Raw genomic sequence first — 13,088 nt, forward strand, 5'->3', positions numbered from 1 at the left:
CTACGCGGTGACGGCGTCGAGGGCGATCTCGACCATCTCCGAGAACGACTCCTGCCGGTCCGCCGCGGGCAGCTCCGTGCCCTTGAGGATGTGGTCGGAGATCGTGCACAGCGCCAGCGCCCGCGCCTTGAACTTCGCCGCCAGCGTGTAGATCGCCGCGGCCTCCATCTCGATCGCGAGGATGCCGTAGTCGGCGAGCTTGGCCTCCACCTCGGGCGCGTCCGTGTAGAACGTGTCGGAGGAGTACAACTGGCCCACGTGCATGTTCACGCCGCGCGCGGCGGCCGCGTCCACGGCGTTCCTCAGCAGCCCGAAGTCGGCGACTGGCGCGTAGTCCACGACCCCGTTGAAGCGGATGCGGTTCATCGAGGAGTTCGTGGACGCCCCGATCCCCGCCACGACGTCCCGCAGCTCGATGTCGTCGTGGATCGCCCCGGCCGAGCCGACCCGGACGACGGTCTTGACGCCGTACACGTCGAGCAGCTCGTGCGTGTAGATCGACGCGGACGGCTGGCCCATCCCGGTGCCCTGGACGGAGACGCGCTTCCCCTTGTACGTGCCGGTGAACCCGAACATGTTCCGGACCTCGGAGTAGCACTCGGCCTCGGTGAGGAAGGTCTCGGCGATCCACTTCGCGCGCAGCGGGTCCCCGGGCAGGAGGACGCTCTCGGCGATGTCGCCGGGTGCGGCGGAGATGTGTGCAGTCATGCCGCCAGCCTCTCATAAACATCCCATGAATTCCCGGAGACCACCTGTGAGCTGAATCGCCCGATCCCGGTTGCGCGCCCGCATCGCCGATCCGGTAACGTTTTCGGCGGTAGCGTGTCCGAGCGGCCGAAGGAGCTCGCCTCGAAAGCGAGTGTCGGGTAACCCCTGACCGTGGGTTCAAATCCCACCGCTACCGCCAACGTCCGAACGCCGGGCCTCACCGAGGCCCGGCGTTCGCCGTTCCTGGCGGCGTCCCGCTAGGCTGTCGAAACTCCAGAGCGGCCGGTGCGGGCCGCCGACCGTGCGAAGGGCGGACCGGGATGGCCAAGACCGGCGGGAAGATCTACAGCGGCGTCGTCATCGCCCTGTCGCTGCTGCTCGCGGCGATCCTGCTCCTGCACCGCTTCATCCCCAACCGCTGGTACAACCTCGGCAGCCTCATCGAGACGTTCCTGCCCTGGTTCGGCCTCGGCGTCCCGGTCCTCATCCTCCTCGCCGCGGTCCGGCGCAGGCCCTTCGCGATCGTCTGCGCGATCCTCCCGGCCATGGTGTGGTTCCAGATGTACGCGAGCCTCATCCCCGACAAGCACGACGGCGAGGGCGACTTCCGCGTCGTCGCCCACAACGTCAACGCCGAGAACACCGACACCGAGGCCACCGCCGCGACCCTCCTCGCCGCCGAACCGGACGTGATCGTCCTCGTCGAGCTCACCGAGGACCAGCGGATCGCCTGGGGCGACGCGCTCGCCGAGCGGTACCCGTACTCCGTCGCGTACGGCACGGTCGCCCTGTGGTCGGTGTACCCGGTGACCGACTCGAACGAGGTGGACCTCAACCTCGGGTGGGCGCGCGCGTTCCGGGCCGCGGTCGACATCGACGGCGAGAGCGTCGCGTTCTACGTCGCCCACCTGTTGTCGGTGCGCGTCAACTCCGAGGGCTTCACCTCCGAGCAGCGCAACGAGACCGCCGAGCTCCTCGGCGAGGCCATCGCCGACGAGGAGCTCGACCGGGTCGTCCTCGCGGGGGACCTGAACGGCACCGTCCAAGACCGGTCCCTCGCGCCGATCACGTACCAGCTCGAATCCGCGCAGGCGTCGGCCGGGAAGGGCTTCGGGTTCACCTGGCCCGCGGACACGCCGCTGGCGCGCATCGACCAGGTCCTGTACCGGGGCCTGGACGCGACCGGCTCGGGCGTCCTCGACGCGACCGCCTCGGACCACCGGCCGGTCTCCGCGGATTTCGCCTTCTGACCGGGCAACCCCGCGCCGCGGCCGCGGCGTCTCACTGACGTGACCGAGAACGACGCCACGCTGATCCTGCCGACCGTGACCGCGGAGGGCGCCGCGGACGACACCGCCGTGTTCGCCCGCGTCGCCGCGTCGCCGGAGGCCGACCCCGGCCCGCGCGCGCTCATCGAGCTCGACGGCGTCGGCATGACCTACCCGGGCCCGCCCCCGGTCGAGGCCCTGAAACCGGTGCACCTCAAGGTGGCCGACGGCGAGTACGTCGCGATCGTCGGCCCCTCCGGCTCCGGCAAGTCCACGCTCCTCAACCTCCTGGGCCTGCTCGACGCCCCCACCGCGGGCACCTACTGGCTCGACGGGCACGACACGTCGGCGATGAAGGAGTCCATGCGGACCCGCCTGCGGGCCGACAAGATCGGGTTCATCTTCCAGTCGTTCCACCTCATGGCGCACCGCACCGCCACCGAGAACGTCGCCATGTCCCTGGTCTACCAGGGCATCCCGCGCCGCAAGCGCCGCCAGATCGCCCGCGAGAAGCTCGAACTGGTCAACCTCGGCCACCGCCTCGACGCCCTCCCCACCACCCTCTCGGGCGGCGAGCGCCAGCGCGTGGCCATCGCCCGCGCCCTCGCCGCCGAGCCGAGCCTGCTGCTGTGCGACGAGCCCACCGGCAACCTCGACTCGCACACCGCCGACGCGGTCCTGGCGACGATCGACGAGCTGCACTCGGGGGGCCTGACGGTCCTCATGATCACCCACGACCACGACGTCGCCGAGCGCGCCCAGCGCGCGGTCACCATCCGCGACGGCGAACTGCGCGAAGGCAACCACGTCGCGGTCCCCACCGACGAGCCCGGCCCCGGCACCCTCGTGTCCACGGCCCCCTGAGCCTTACACCCTCCCAAGGAAAACGAGGGCCCGTGCCATACGGCGCGGGCCCTCTCCCGTTGTGGTGCAAGCCCGTCAGGGCCGCGGGTCAGTCGCCCCCGCCGCCTCCGCCGCCGCCTCCGCCGCCGCCCCCGCCTCCGGGGCCGCCGGTGGTCTCGTCGCCGGTGGGCTCCTCCTCGTAACCGGAGCCGTCGGAGACGAGGATGTAGACCGGGGCGCCCTTCGGCGCCGAACCGGACGGGGAGGTCGCGAAGGCCTCGCCCTCCTTGCAGTCGGACTCGAACCTGCCCGGCGCGATCGAGGCGTCGAAGCCCGCGTTCGCCACGCGGGAGCGGGCCTCGTCGGCGTCCATGCAGCTGACGGACGGGATCGAGGTGAGGTTCTTGCCGTTGACCATCTCGTCCGAGGGCTTCGGCCAGCCCTCCTCGTCGAGTCCCTTGACGGCCTTCTTGAGGATCGCGACGCCGACCTCCTTCACGGAGACCTTCAACCCCGCTGTGGCCGTGCCGGACCGGTAGGTCGCGTCGGTGTCGCCGACGAACGTCGCGGTGGTGGCGTTGGGGGTCGAGCCGATGAACCAGTAGGCGCGGTCGGAGTCGGAGGTGCCGGTCTTGCCGAACAGCGGCCGGTCGAACCCGCCGGTGTAGGCGGCGGCGGTGCCGTTGCCGGAGCACTGGGTGCCGTCGGCGCTCTGGCCCACGACGCAGCGCCCGGCGCTGACGGCCGCGTACGCGACCTCCTCGGGGAACGCCTGTTCGCACTGGGGCGCAGAGGCTTCGGCCCACTCCTCACCGGTGGCGTCGATGACCTGCATGACCGGCAGCGGGTTGCAGTGGAGGCCGCCCGCGGCGACCGTGGCGTACGCCTCGGCCATGTCCATCGGGGTGGTCGCGTCGAACCCGAGGGTGAAGACGCCGTAGTCGTCGAGCGTGCCGCTCTCGACGCGGGCGTCGAGGCCCTCGTTGTTGTAGAAGTCGATCCCGGCGCGCTTGGCCGCGTCGTACGCCTTGCTGGTTCCGACCATCTCCTGGAGCTGCACGAACGCGGTGTTCGAGGAGCGCCCGAACATGCCCCACATGTTCATCGGGGAGGCCGACCAGTTGCCGTCGTTGGACGGGCACCAGTGCTTCTGGTCGTTCTCCAGCACCGAGCCGCACGCGGACGGGTCGTCGGCGGCCGTGAGGTAGTGCGAGGTGTACCTCCCCGGCGAGGGGATGCGGGTCTCCAGCGGCCAGCCCTCTTCGAGGGCCGCGAGCATGGTGAACATCTTGAACGTCGAGCCCGCCGGGTACCCGGCGACCCGTTCGTTGCCGCTGAGCAGCGGGATGGTGGTGTTCGGGTAGTTGGAGGGCTTGGAGTCGTCCCCGTCGGTGCGTGGACCGTTGTCCGTCTGGTCGAGGCTGTAGACGCGGTTGACGGCCATGGCCCTGACGTGCCCGGTGCCCGGGGTGATGGTCACCGATCCGAGGGTCGCGGAGTTGTCCACGTCCACCTCGTCGGCGAGGCGCTCCGTGGCGTCGTTCTGGAGCTCGGCGTCGAGGGAGGTGACGATGCGGAAGCCGCCGCGCTTGAGCAGGGAGATGCGGTCGCGCTCGGTCTCGCCGAACAGCTCCTGATCGCCCCACCAGGCCTTGAAGTAGTCGCAGAAGAAGCCCCAGTTGGAGGTCGCCACGTCGACGCACTCGCTGCGGACGGGGCGCGGGTTGAGGCCGAGGGGCTGCTCCTTGGCGGCGTCGGCGTCGGCCTGGTCGATGTAGCCGAGGGAGGCCATGCGGTCGAGGATCCAGTTGCGGCGCTCCATGATCTGGGAGTCGTCGCCCTCGCCGTCGAGGAGGCCGTCGGCGTAGGAGGGGAACTTGGGGAGCGAGGCGAGGGTCGCGGCCTCCCACAGCTCCAGTTCGCTCGGCGGCTTGTTGAAGTAGGAGTAGGAGCCGGCGTGGACGCCGTACGCCTGGTTGCCGAGGTAGATGACGTTCAGATACCCCTCAAGGATGTCCTCTTTGGACATGGAGTCCTCGATCGCCATGGCGTACCGGGCCTCGCGGAGCTTGCGCTCGTACGTGTCCTCGGAGGCGGCGATGACCTCGTCGATGGTTGAGGCCGAGTAGATCAGGGTATTGCGCACGTACTGCATGGTGAGGGTCGACGCGCCCTGCGAGTCGCCGCCCTGGTTCGCCACCGCGGCGCGGATGATGCCGGCCCAGTCGACGCCGTTGTGCTCGTAGAACTTCGAGTCCTCGGCGGCCAGCAGCGCATCGATCATGAGCGGGGACACCTCGTCGAGGGTCACCTCGCGGCGGTTCTCCTCGTAGAAGGAGGTGATCAGGGTCTCTCCGTCAGAAGCGTACACATAGGACGTCTGCGGCAGCGTGGGCTTGGTGAGCTCGGTCGGCAGCGACTCGAACGACTGGATGCCGTTCTCGGCGGCCATGCCGAACAGCCCCGCCAGGGGGAAGGCGGCCGCGGCCGCCAGGATTCCGGCGAGGACACCGCACACGAGCAGGGCTACGGCATCCCCGAGGGGACTGCGGTCGCGTTTCAAGGTCTCCACCGCCTCAGATTAGAACGGACGTCGGGAAGGGCGGGGACTGCCGGGCACTTGTGCTGAGCACGGCCGCGGAATCCGCGCAGGGCGGCGCCCAGAAGTGGTACGCCGTGAACGCGGATCGAGGGTGCCCCCGTATTGGAATCGTTATTATCGCGAGTCGCATTCGCTAAGCGAACCGTAGGGGTGAAGCCGTCCCATGGAGTCCGATTTTCGTCTCGGAGAGTAGTCAAACACTTACAAGAGGTGTAGGGTCCGTTCTGACGGCGACGTTGTGTGATCGAGAGGTCACTCGACTGTAGTCGTCGGGGGGTATGAAGGGTAGATCTCACGGGGAGGTCATGCAGATGGGACTGCTGATCGACTGGACGACCAAGGCACTTTGTCAGGATGGAGATCCTGACGCCTTGTTCGTACAAGGGGCGGAGCAGAACAATGCGAAGAAGGTATGCCGCGGCTGTCCGGTCCGGCTTGAATGCCTTGCCGACGCACTCGACAATCGCATCGAGTTCGGCGTGTGGGGCGGCATGACCGAAAGGGAACGGAGAGCGCTCCTGCGCAAGCATTCCGACGTCCGCTCCTGGCGGGCCATATTCGAAGTCGCCCTCGACGAGGAGCAGCGGAGCGCTCGCAAGAGCAGCCGACGCCGGATACCGGTGAACCTCAACTTCTGACCGGCGGGCCGCGCATCGGCGGCCGTATACGCTTTCGCGCCCGGACGGCCCAGCCGTCCGGGCGCGTCCATGTCCAGAGGGTTGTCCACAGCCTGTGGACGACCGCTCACTCCACGCCCGCGGCCGCCGCCCCGAACGCCCGCAGGTCCGCCAGGTCCACGACCTCCACGCCCAGCGACGGCAGCCACCGCTGCGCCACCTCCGGGCACGCCGCCGCGTACCGGGCCGCCACCCGCTCCTCGGCCGCCCGCCGCCGCGCCAGGTCCGCGTGCGTGCGCAGCACCGCCGCCACCGGGTCCTCCGGGTCCGCCTCCTCCAGCTGCGCCGCCGCCCCCAGCGCCCGCTCCGCCGACAGGTCCGCGGCCAGCGGCGTCAGCCGGTTGAGGATCATCCCGTCGAGCGGCATCCGCTCCTCGGTGAGCCGCCGCGTGAAGTACACCGCCTCGCCGACCGCGGCCGGCTCCGGCGCCGCGATCACCAGGAACGACGTCTGGTCGTCCTGGAGCGCCCGGAACGTCGCCTCCGCCCGCTTGCGGAAGCCCCCGAACGTGTCCTCCAGGCTCGCCGTGAACTCCGCGACGTCGGTGAGCAGGTGCCCGCCCAGGACCTTGTTGAACACCCGCGTGAACACCGCCGCGCTCGCGCCCATGAGCGAGAGCATCGAGCGGCGCGCGCCGGGCGTGGAGGCCGAGAGCAGGCGGATGACGCGGCCGTCGAGGAGCCGGGCCAGGCGCGCGGGGGCGTCGAGGAAGTCCAGGGCCGAGCGCGACGGCGGGGTGTCGAGGACGATGAGGTCCCACTGCCCGGTCGCGCGCAGCTGCCCGAGCTTCTCCATCGCCATGTACTCCTGCGTGCCCGAGAACGTCGAGGACACCGCCTGGTAGAACGGGTTCGCGAAGATCTCCGCGGCCCGCTCCTTCGAGGTGTGGGAGGCCACGACCTCGTCGAACGTGCGCTTCATGTCGAGCATCATCGCGTCCAGGGACCCGTCGCGCACGCCCGCGACCGGCCGGGGCGTGTTGTCGAGGGCCTCCATGCCCAGCGACTGGGCCAGGCGCCGGGCCGGGTCGATCGTCAGGACGACGGTGCGCCGCCCGTGGACCTCGGCGGCGCGCAGCGCCAGGGCCGCGGCGGTCGTGGTCTTGCCCACGCCGCCGGAGCCGCAGCAGGCGATGACGTGCTTGCCCTGGTCGCCCAGGAGGGCGTCGACATCGAGGACGTCACTGCTCATTGCGGCCCCCGAGCGCGCGCGCCAGCTGGTACAGGCCCGACAGGTCCACGCCCTCGGGCAGGAGCGGCAGCTCCTCGACGGGCCGCCCGAGCCGCTCCAGGCGGTCCCGGTAGGCGTCGACGGCGCGGATCTCCTCGCGCGCCGCCCCGTACTCGGCCATGAGCCCGGCCACGAGCGCGCCGTCCGGTGCGATCCCGGCGCGGGCCAGGCCCGCGGCGAGCTCCTCCTCGGCGACCTCGCCGGACTTCGCGCCCGCGACCTTGTTCAGGAGGATGCGGCCCACCGGCAGGTCCGCGGCCGCGAGCTCCCGGTACGCGTCCACGGTCTCCTGCACGGGCATCGCCGCGGGGGTGGTCACCAGGTGCACGTTCGTCAGCGACGAGTGCAGCATCCGCGCCACCGACCTGGAGTGCTTCCCGATCGGCCCGGTCTTCGCCAGCCGCCCCGACTCCACGGTCACGTTGAGGAACTTCACGACCCGGCCCGTCGGCGGCGCGTCGAGGACGACCGCGTCGTACGCCATCCGCCCCGACTCCGCGCGCGAGACGGCCTCCTTGAGCTTCCCGGTGAGCAGGATGTCCCGCAGGCCCGGCGCGATGGTCGTGGCGAAGTCGATGGCCCCGAACTTCTGGAGGACCCGCCCGGCCGAGCCGAGCCGGTAGAACAGCGTCAGGTAGTCCAGGAGCGCCTCGTCGGCGTCCACCGACTGCCCGAAGACCTCACCGCCGCCCGTGCCCGCCGCGAGGTGCCGCTCCTCGTATCCGAGGGACGCGGCCCCGAACAGGGGCGCGATGCCCTGCCTGCCCTCGACCTCCACGAGCAGGACCCGCCTGCCGGGCCCGGCGAGCGCCAGGGCGAGCGCCGCCGCGACCGAGGTCTTCCCCGTGCCGCCCTTCCCGGTGACGATGTGCAGGCGCGGCACCGGGAGCGCAGAGGCAGTCATTCATCGGAGTCTAGTCATCCGGCGGCGATCCCGCAGATGAGCCATTGCGGGTCGCCTTCCTCGGCCACGAGCGTGAACGCCCAGGTCGCCGGGGACGCGCCGCCGTCGATGCCGATCTCGGCCGTGACGGTGGCCGCACCGACGGTGCGGCCGGTCTCGGCCACCTCGCCCCACTCGAAGCCGCGGTCGGCGGCGTCGGCCATGGCGGCGACGGCCGAGCCCAGGTCGCGGTCGGCCTTGTCGGTGCACAGCCACGCGGCCGCGGCCTCGGCGTCGCGGTCGTCCAGGAGCGAGCCGAGGAACGCCGAGACGGTGTGCTCGGGCGTGTCGGTGACGTCGCCGGACGCGTCGCCGATGAACAGGCGGGTCGCGCCGAAGACGACCGCGGCGCAGAACAGGACGACGGCCACCGCCGTGATGACGGTCCACATGAGACCTGAATGCTCGGGTGCGGGGCCGGGCGGGCCGGTCGGCCGCGGCGCGGGCTCCTGGCGCGGCACGCGCCCCGCGGACGGCGCCTCGGCGGCGCCCTGCGGTCGCGGCTGCGGCGATCGCGCCCCTGGCGGCTGCGCCCCTGACGACGGCGCCGCAGTGTCTGACGACATGGGGACTCCCTGGTTCACTGGTGCGGCACGGGGGCCGCGGGGACTCTTCGGGGAGGCGACGCACTCTGAGCGTAGCGGTGCGCCGCGGGCGAATCAAGACGCCGTACTGTGGGCGGCATGGAGAAATGGGAGTACCTCACGGCGCCGCTGCTGATCCACAACACCAAGATGATCCTCGATACGTTCGGGGACGACGGCTGGGAACTGGTGACGGTCCTGCCGGGCCAGAACTCGGAGCAGCTGGTGGCGTACTTCAAGCGCAAGAAGGAGCAGTAGCCGTGGCGGGTGTCGAAGGGGCCGTTGCGGAGGCGCTCGCGCGCCTGGGCCTGGAGCTCCCGGCGGTCGTGCCGCCGGTCGCCGCCTACCAGCCCGCGGTCCGCGCGGGCGACCACGTCTACACCTCGGGCCAGCTGCCGATGGTCGCCGGCGCCCTCAAGGCGACCGGGAAGGTCGGCGCGGAGGTCGACCCGGAGGACGCGTACGACCTGGCGCGCATCTGCGCCCTGAACGCGCTCGCGGCGGTCGCGTCGGTGGCGCCGCTCGACGAGGTCGTGCAGATCGTGAAGGTCGTGGGCTTCGTGGCGTCGGCGCCGGAGTTCACGGGCCAGCCGAAGGTCGTCAACGGGGCCTCCGAGCTCCTCGGCGAGGTGTTCGGCGACGCCGGGGTCCACGCGCGGAGCGCGGTGGGCGTGGCGGTCCTGCCGCTGGACGCCCCCGTCGAGGTCGAGCTGATCGCCCGGCTCGCCCCGAGCGCGAAGACGGTCCTGGTCTAGCGTTCTCATCCGCATCCGTCCGCACCGGCCGGTCCCGCAGGGGACCGGCCGGTGCGCTGTCGGTCAGGTGATGGACGGGAGCACGCGGGTCTCGACCTCGCCGAGGGCGATCGAGGTGCCGCGGGGCCCGGGGGCGGTGGCGGTGACCTTGACGACGTCGCCGTTCTCCAGGCGCCACTGGCCGGTGACGGCCTCGCCGGACCCGTACATGAGGCCGGGGCGCAGGACCGCGCCGCCGGCGGTGAGCTGCGCGAGCTGCTGCGCGGGCGTCCAGCAGGCCTCGGCGAAGTCCGCGCCCGCGACGGCCACGCCGTTGACGTGGATGTCCAGGTGCAGGTCGAAGCCGTACCGGTCGGACTCCTTCAGGTAGGAGGCCATGTCGGGCGCGGGCTGGGGCGCGGCGGTGCGGGCCGCGTTCAGGGCCTCGATGGGCGTGATCCAGGCGCTCATTGACGTCGCGAAGGACTTGGAGGCGACGGGCCCGAGGCCGTCGGTCTCCAGCTCCTGGAAGTCGCGGGCGGTCCAGTCGTTGAGCAGGACCGCGCCGAACACGTAGTCCTCGAACTCGTCGGGGGAGACGGGGCGGCCCAGTTCGGACTCGCCGCCGATGATGAACCCGACCTCGGCCTCGATGTCGAGGGCGCGGGTGGGGCCGAACACGGCCTGCCCGTCCTCGCCGCGGCGGTGCCCGGCGGGCCGCACGAGGTCCATCCCGGAGGGGATGAGCGTCGAGGGGCGGCCGTTGGAGGCGCGCGGGTAGACCCGGTCGGAGCCGGGGGCGCGCATGGTGAAGTCGACGTAGTCGGTGACCAGGAGCGGGGCGTGCATGACGGCCTCGCCGACGGGGGTCAGCCAGTCGGAGGCGACGTCCTGGAGGCTCGGCTCGGTCAGGGCCTCCTGGACCTGGGCGCGGACCTGCTTCCACGCGGCCTTGCCGAGCGACAGGAGCCGGTTCAGGGCCGGGTCGCGCAGGGCGGTGCAGGCCGCGCAGGTCTGGCAGTCGCCGGAGAGGACCGCCTTGTGCATGTCGAGGATGTGGTCGCCGATGCGCACGCCGATGCGCGGCAGGGTCTCGTCGGCGGTCGAGAAGACCCCGAACGGCAGGTTGTGGATGTTGTAGGGGCTCTCGTCGGCCCCGGGAACCCAGCACGTCGTCACTTTGGTGTCCTCCATCGGATCGGTGGTGAAGGACTAACGAGCGCGGGCGCCCCGAGGTCACTCGGGGCGGCGGTGGCGGCGCAGAACTGTGAACCAGCCCACCCATGCGGCGACGGCGACGGCCGCGAAGCACAGGCGCACGGTCGAGTCCATCTCGGAGCCCAGGAGCGCGGGGACGGCGAAGACGACGGCGACGCCCAGGAGCACGGACCGGCCGAGGGCCCCGCGGAAGAGGCCGCGGCCGTAGAGCTTCCCGCGCCAGGCCGGGTCGTCGGCGTCGGCGTCGACCCAGCGGCGGCGCACGCGGCGGGCCTCGGGCGGCAGCACGTGCACGTTGTCCTCGACGGCGAGCCCGGGGTCGAGCTCGGCGGCGGCGCGGCGCGAGCGCCTCGCGAGGTCGTCCATGCCGAGGTCCTCGGCGATGGCGGCGAGGACCCGGTGGGTGCGCGGCTGGTCGGGGGCGATGTTCACGGCGTTCCAGGCGGCGTCGAGGGCGGGCTGGGCGGCCCCGGCGCGGCGGGTGATGAGCGCGTAGTGGACGTGGTGGAGCCAGGACGTGCGGTCGAGGTCGAGGAGGGACGCGGCGGCCTGCATGGCCTCGTCCTTGCGGCCCGCGTCGGCGAGCGCGTATCCGCGGGTGATCATGGCGCGGCGGTGCCCGGGGGTCTGCGCGAGGGCCGCGCCCGCGTACACGAGGGCCTCGTCGGGGTCGTTGTCGGCGAGGGCGCACGCGGCGGCCATGGCGTTCGCGTCGGGGCTGAGCGGGTCGAGGCGCAGGGCCGCGTCGGCCTCGGCGCGCGCGTCGGGCACCTGGCCGAGCTCGTAGAGCAGCTCGGCGCTCTGGAGGTGCTCGGCGACCGTGCGGTTGGGGTCGGCGTCCATGGGCTACTCCCGGACAGGTCTCAGGGCTGGTACAGCAACGCTACCGCGGTCGCGGCGAGGCCCTCGCCGCGTCCGGTGAAGCCCAGGCCGTCGGTGGTGGTGGCGGAGAGCCGGACGGGGGCGCCGACCGCGGCGGCCATGGCGTCCTCGGCCTCGGCGCGGCGGGCCCCGAGGCGGGGCCGGTTGCCGACGACCTGCACGGAGACGTTGCCGACGGCCCATCCAGCGTCGCGGACGCGGCGGGCGGTCTCGGCGAGGAGCGCGGCCCCGGAGGCGCCGGCCCACTCGGGGCGGTCGGTGCCGTAGTTCGATCCGAGGTCGCCGAGCCCGGCGGCGGAGAGCAGGGCGTCGCAGGCCGCGTGCGCGGCCGCGTCGCCGTCGGAGTGCCCGGCCAGCCCGGCCTCGCCGGGCCATTCGAGGCAGGCGAGGCGGCAGGGCCGCGCGGTGTCGAAGCGGTGCACGTCGGTGCCGTGCCCGATGACGTAGGGCGTATTGGGACTGCTCACGGTGCGGTCTGCTGGCGGTGCCGGTCTACTTGACCGGGGCCTCCTGGAGCAGGACCTTGTCGAGGATGTTGTCGGCCTCGTCCTTCACGCAGTCCTCGGCGAGGGCGATCTCGCCGGTGAGGATCTCGCGGGCCTTGGAGAGCATGCGCTTCTCCCCGGCCGAGAGGCCCCGCTCGCGGTCGCGCCGCCACAGGTCGCGGACGACCTCTGCTATTTTCAGCGGGGAACCGGAGGCCAGCTTCTCGACGTTCGCCTTGTAGCGCCGCGACCAGTTGGTGGGTTCCTCGGTGTGGGGGGCGCGCAGCACCTCGAAGACCTCTTCGAGGCCCTCGGCGCCGACGACTTCCCGGACGCCGACGAGCTCGACGTTCTTGGCTGGAACCTTGACCGTGAGGTCACCCTGCTCGACGCGCAGCACGAGGTATTCCTGTTCGATACCACCGATGGTGCGAGTCTCTACAGCTTCAACGAGTGCGGCCCCGTGGTGGGGGTAGACAACGGTCTCGCCGACACTAAAACCCATAGGATCGAAACCCCTTTCGCTGTGTCTAGCCTAACACGGCAGCCGGGGTTTTCCCGACATCGGATCGCCACGAATTCCCTGGTCAATTGGTATGTGACTGATTACTCTACGGCACCTTGGGCTTTCGGGCGGCGGGCGGATGCGGCGAATGAGGCCCAGGTCGCTCCCCCGTGCGCGCCGCCGCCCCGCGGACGCGGCGCCCGGATGCGGGTTCGCGGCTGCGGACGAACCGTAACCGCCCGGGACGGCCCCGGCAGTAGGCCGCCGCCCCGGATGCGGCACGGCCGCAACGGGACCGGCCGGTCCCTGAGACGTGCGTTCCACCGCCGCACCGGCCCGGGCGAGAGGTGAGAGCGAGTCGTCTACGCTGTCGTGAGCATTCCTGTCGGAACTCGGAGAGGACCAGCA

Annotated in this window: 14 protein-coding genes and 1 tRNA gene; 6 read left to right on the forward strand and 9 right to left on the reverse strand. The window is 71.5% G+C overall.

Annotation, left to right across the window (positions count from 1 at the left end):
- Positions 1 to 708, reverse strand: a complete 708-nt coding sequence (gene deoD, locus ACFFXY_RS05060; protein ID WP_382346521.1) for a purine-nucleoside phosphorylase — start codon at positions 706 to 708, stop codon at positions 1 to 3.
- 108 nt (positions 709 to 816) lie between these two features.
- On the opposite strand from deoD, the gene ACFFXY_RS05065 reads away from it, so the two are divergent.
- The 3 genes from ACFFXY_RS05065 to ACFFXY_RS05075 all read left to right on the forward strand — a co-directional run bounded on the left by ACFFXY_RS05065 (position 817) and on the right by ACFFXY_RS05075 (position 2,840).
- A tRNA-Ser gene (locus tag ACFFXY_RS05065) sits at positions 817 to 907 on the forward strand.
- Between the two features lie 121 nt (positions 908 to 1,028).
- Complete coding sequence (locus tag ACFFXY_RS05070) at positions 1,029 to 1,958, forward strand: endonuclease/exonuclease/phosphatase family protein (RefSeq protein ID WP_382346524.1); 930 nt, start codon at positions 1,029 to 1,031, stop codon at positions 1,956 to 1,958.
- A 183-nt stretch (positions 1,959 to 2,141) separates the two neighbouring features.
- Positions 2,142 to 2,840 (forward strand): ABC transporter ATP-binding protein, encoded by a 699-nt coding sequence (locus ACFFXY_RS05075; protein WP_382347396.1) that lies wholly within the window; start codon positions 2,142 to 2,144, stop codon positions 2,838 to 2,840.
- Positions 2,841 to 2,928: 88 nt separating this feature from the next.
- On the opposite strand, the gene ACFFXY_RS05080 is transcribed toward ACFFXY_RS05075, so the two are convergent.
- A complete protein-coding gene (locus ACFFXY_RS05080; protein ID WP_382346527.1) occupies positions 2,929 to 5,391 on the reverse strand; it encodes a penicillin-binding protein in 2,463 nt (820 codons plus the stop codon).
- A 341-nt stretch (positions 5,392 to 5,732) separates the two neighbouring features.
- Between ACFFXY_RS05080 and ACFFXY_RS05085 the strand changes: the two genes are divergently transcribed.
- Positions 5,733 to 6,059: a WhiB family transcriptional regulator gene (locus tag ACFFXY_RS05085; RefSeq protein WP_359950511.1), complete on the forward strand. Its 327-nt coding sequence runs from the start codon at positions 5,733 to 5,735 to the stop codon at positions 6,057 to 6,059.
- Positions 6,060 to 6,165: 106 nt separating this feature from the next.
- Here the strand turns inward: ACFFXY_RS05085 and ACFFXY_RS05090 are convergent, their stop codons facing one another.
- From ACFFXY_RS05090 to ACFFXY_RS05100, 3 genes are read right to left on the reverse strand one after another with little or no spacing between them, the layout of a single operon-like run.
- Positions 6,166 to 7,290, reverse strand: a complete 1,125-nt coding sequence (locus ACFFXY_RS05090; protein ID WP_382346530.1) for an ArsA family ATPase — start codon at positions 7,288 to 7,290, stop codon at positions 6,166 to 6,168.
- Entirely contained in the window at positions 7,280 to 8,233 is a 954-nt protein-coding gene (locus ACFFXY_RS05095; RefSeq protein ID WP_382346533.1) for an ArsA-related P-loop ATPase, read from the reverse strand. The genes ACFFXY_RS05090 and ACFFXY_RS05095 overlap by 11 nt, the downstream gene beginning before the upstream one ends.
- Before the next feature lie 14 nt (positions 8,234 to 8,247).
- Positions 8,248 to 8,664, reverse strand: a complete 417-nt coding sequence (locus ACFFXY_RS05100; RefSeq protein WP_382346536.1) for a hypothetical protein — start codon at positions 8,662 to 8,664, stop codon at positions 8,248 to 8,250.
- A gap of 291 nt (positions 8,665 to 8,955) precedes the next feature.
- On the opposite strand from ACFFXY_RS05100, the gene sp36 reads away from it, so the two are divergent.
- A complete protein-coding gene (gene sp36 / locus ACFFXY_RS05105) occupies positions 8,956 to 9,114 on the forward strand; it encodes a Sp36 family protein (RefSeq protein ID WP_181245771.1) in 159 nt (52 codons plus the stop codon).
- A gap of 2 nt (positions 9,115 to 9,116) precedes the next feature.
- A complete protein-coding gene (locus ACFFXY_RS05110) occupies positions 9,117 to 9,611 on the forward strand; it encodes a RidA family protein (protein ID WP_382346539.1) in 495 nt (164 codons plus the stop codon).
- Positions 9,612 to 9,674: 63 nt separating this feature from the next.
- On the opposite strand, the gene ACFFXY_RS05115 is transcribed toward ACFFXY_RS05110, so the two are convergent.
- From ACFFXY_RS05115 to ACFFXY_RS05130, 4 genes are read right to left on the reverse strand one after another with little or no spacing between them, the layout of a single operon-like run.
- Positions 9,675 to 10,784: a fumarylacetoacetate hydrolase family protein gene (locus tag ACFFXY_RS05115; RefSeq protein WP_382346542.1), complete on the reverse strand. Its 1,110-nt coding sequence runs from the start codon at positions 10,782 to 10,784 to the stop codon at positions 9,675 to 9,677.
- 42 nt (positions 10,785 to 10,826) lie between these two features.
- Positions 10,827 to 11,651 (reverse strand): tetratricopeptide repeat protein, encoded by an 825-nt coding sequence (locus ACFFXY_RS05120; protein ID WP_382346545.1) that lies wholly within the window; start codon positions 11,649 to 11,651, stop codon positions 10,827 to 10,829.
- A gap of 20 nt (positions 11,652 to 11,671) precedes the next feature.
- Positions 11,672 to 12,157: a 2-C-methyl-D-erythritol 2,4-cyclodiphosphate synthase gene (gene ispF, locus ACFFXY_RS05125; RefSeq protein WP_382346548.1), complete on the reverse strand. Its 486-nt coding sequence runs from the start codon at positions 12,155 to 12,157 to the stop codon at positions 11,672 to 11,674.
- 25 nt (positions 12,158 to 12,182) lie between these two features.
- Complete coding sequence (locus ACFFXY_RS05130) at positions 12,183 to 12,680, reverse strand: CarD family transcriptional regulator (RefSeq protein WP_091049057.1); 498 nt, start codon at positions 12,678 to 12,680, stop codon at positions 12,183 to 12,185.
- Positions 12,681 to 13,088 lie beyond the last annotated feature (408 nt).

The sequence above is a fragment of the Glycomyces mayteni genome, from assembly GCF_042428885.1.
Taxonomy (GTDB): Bacteria; Actinomycetota; Actinomycetes; order Mycobacteriales; family Micromonosporaceae; genus Glycomyces; species Glycomyces mayteni.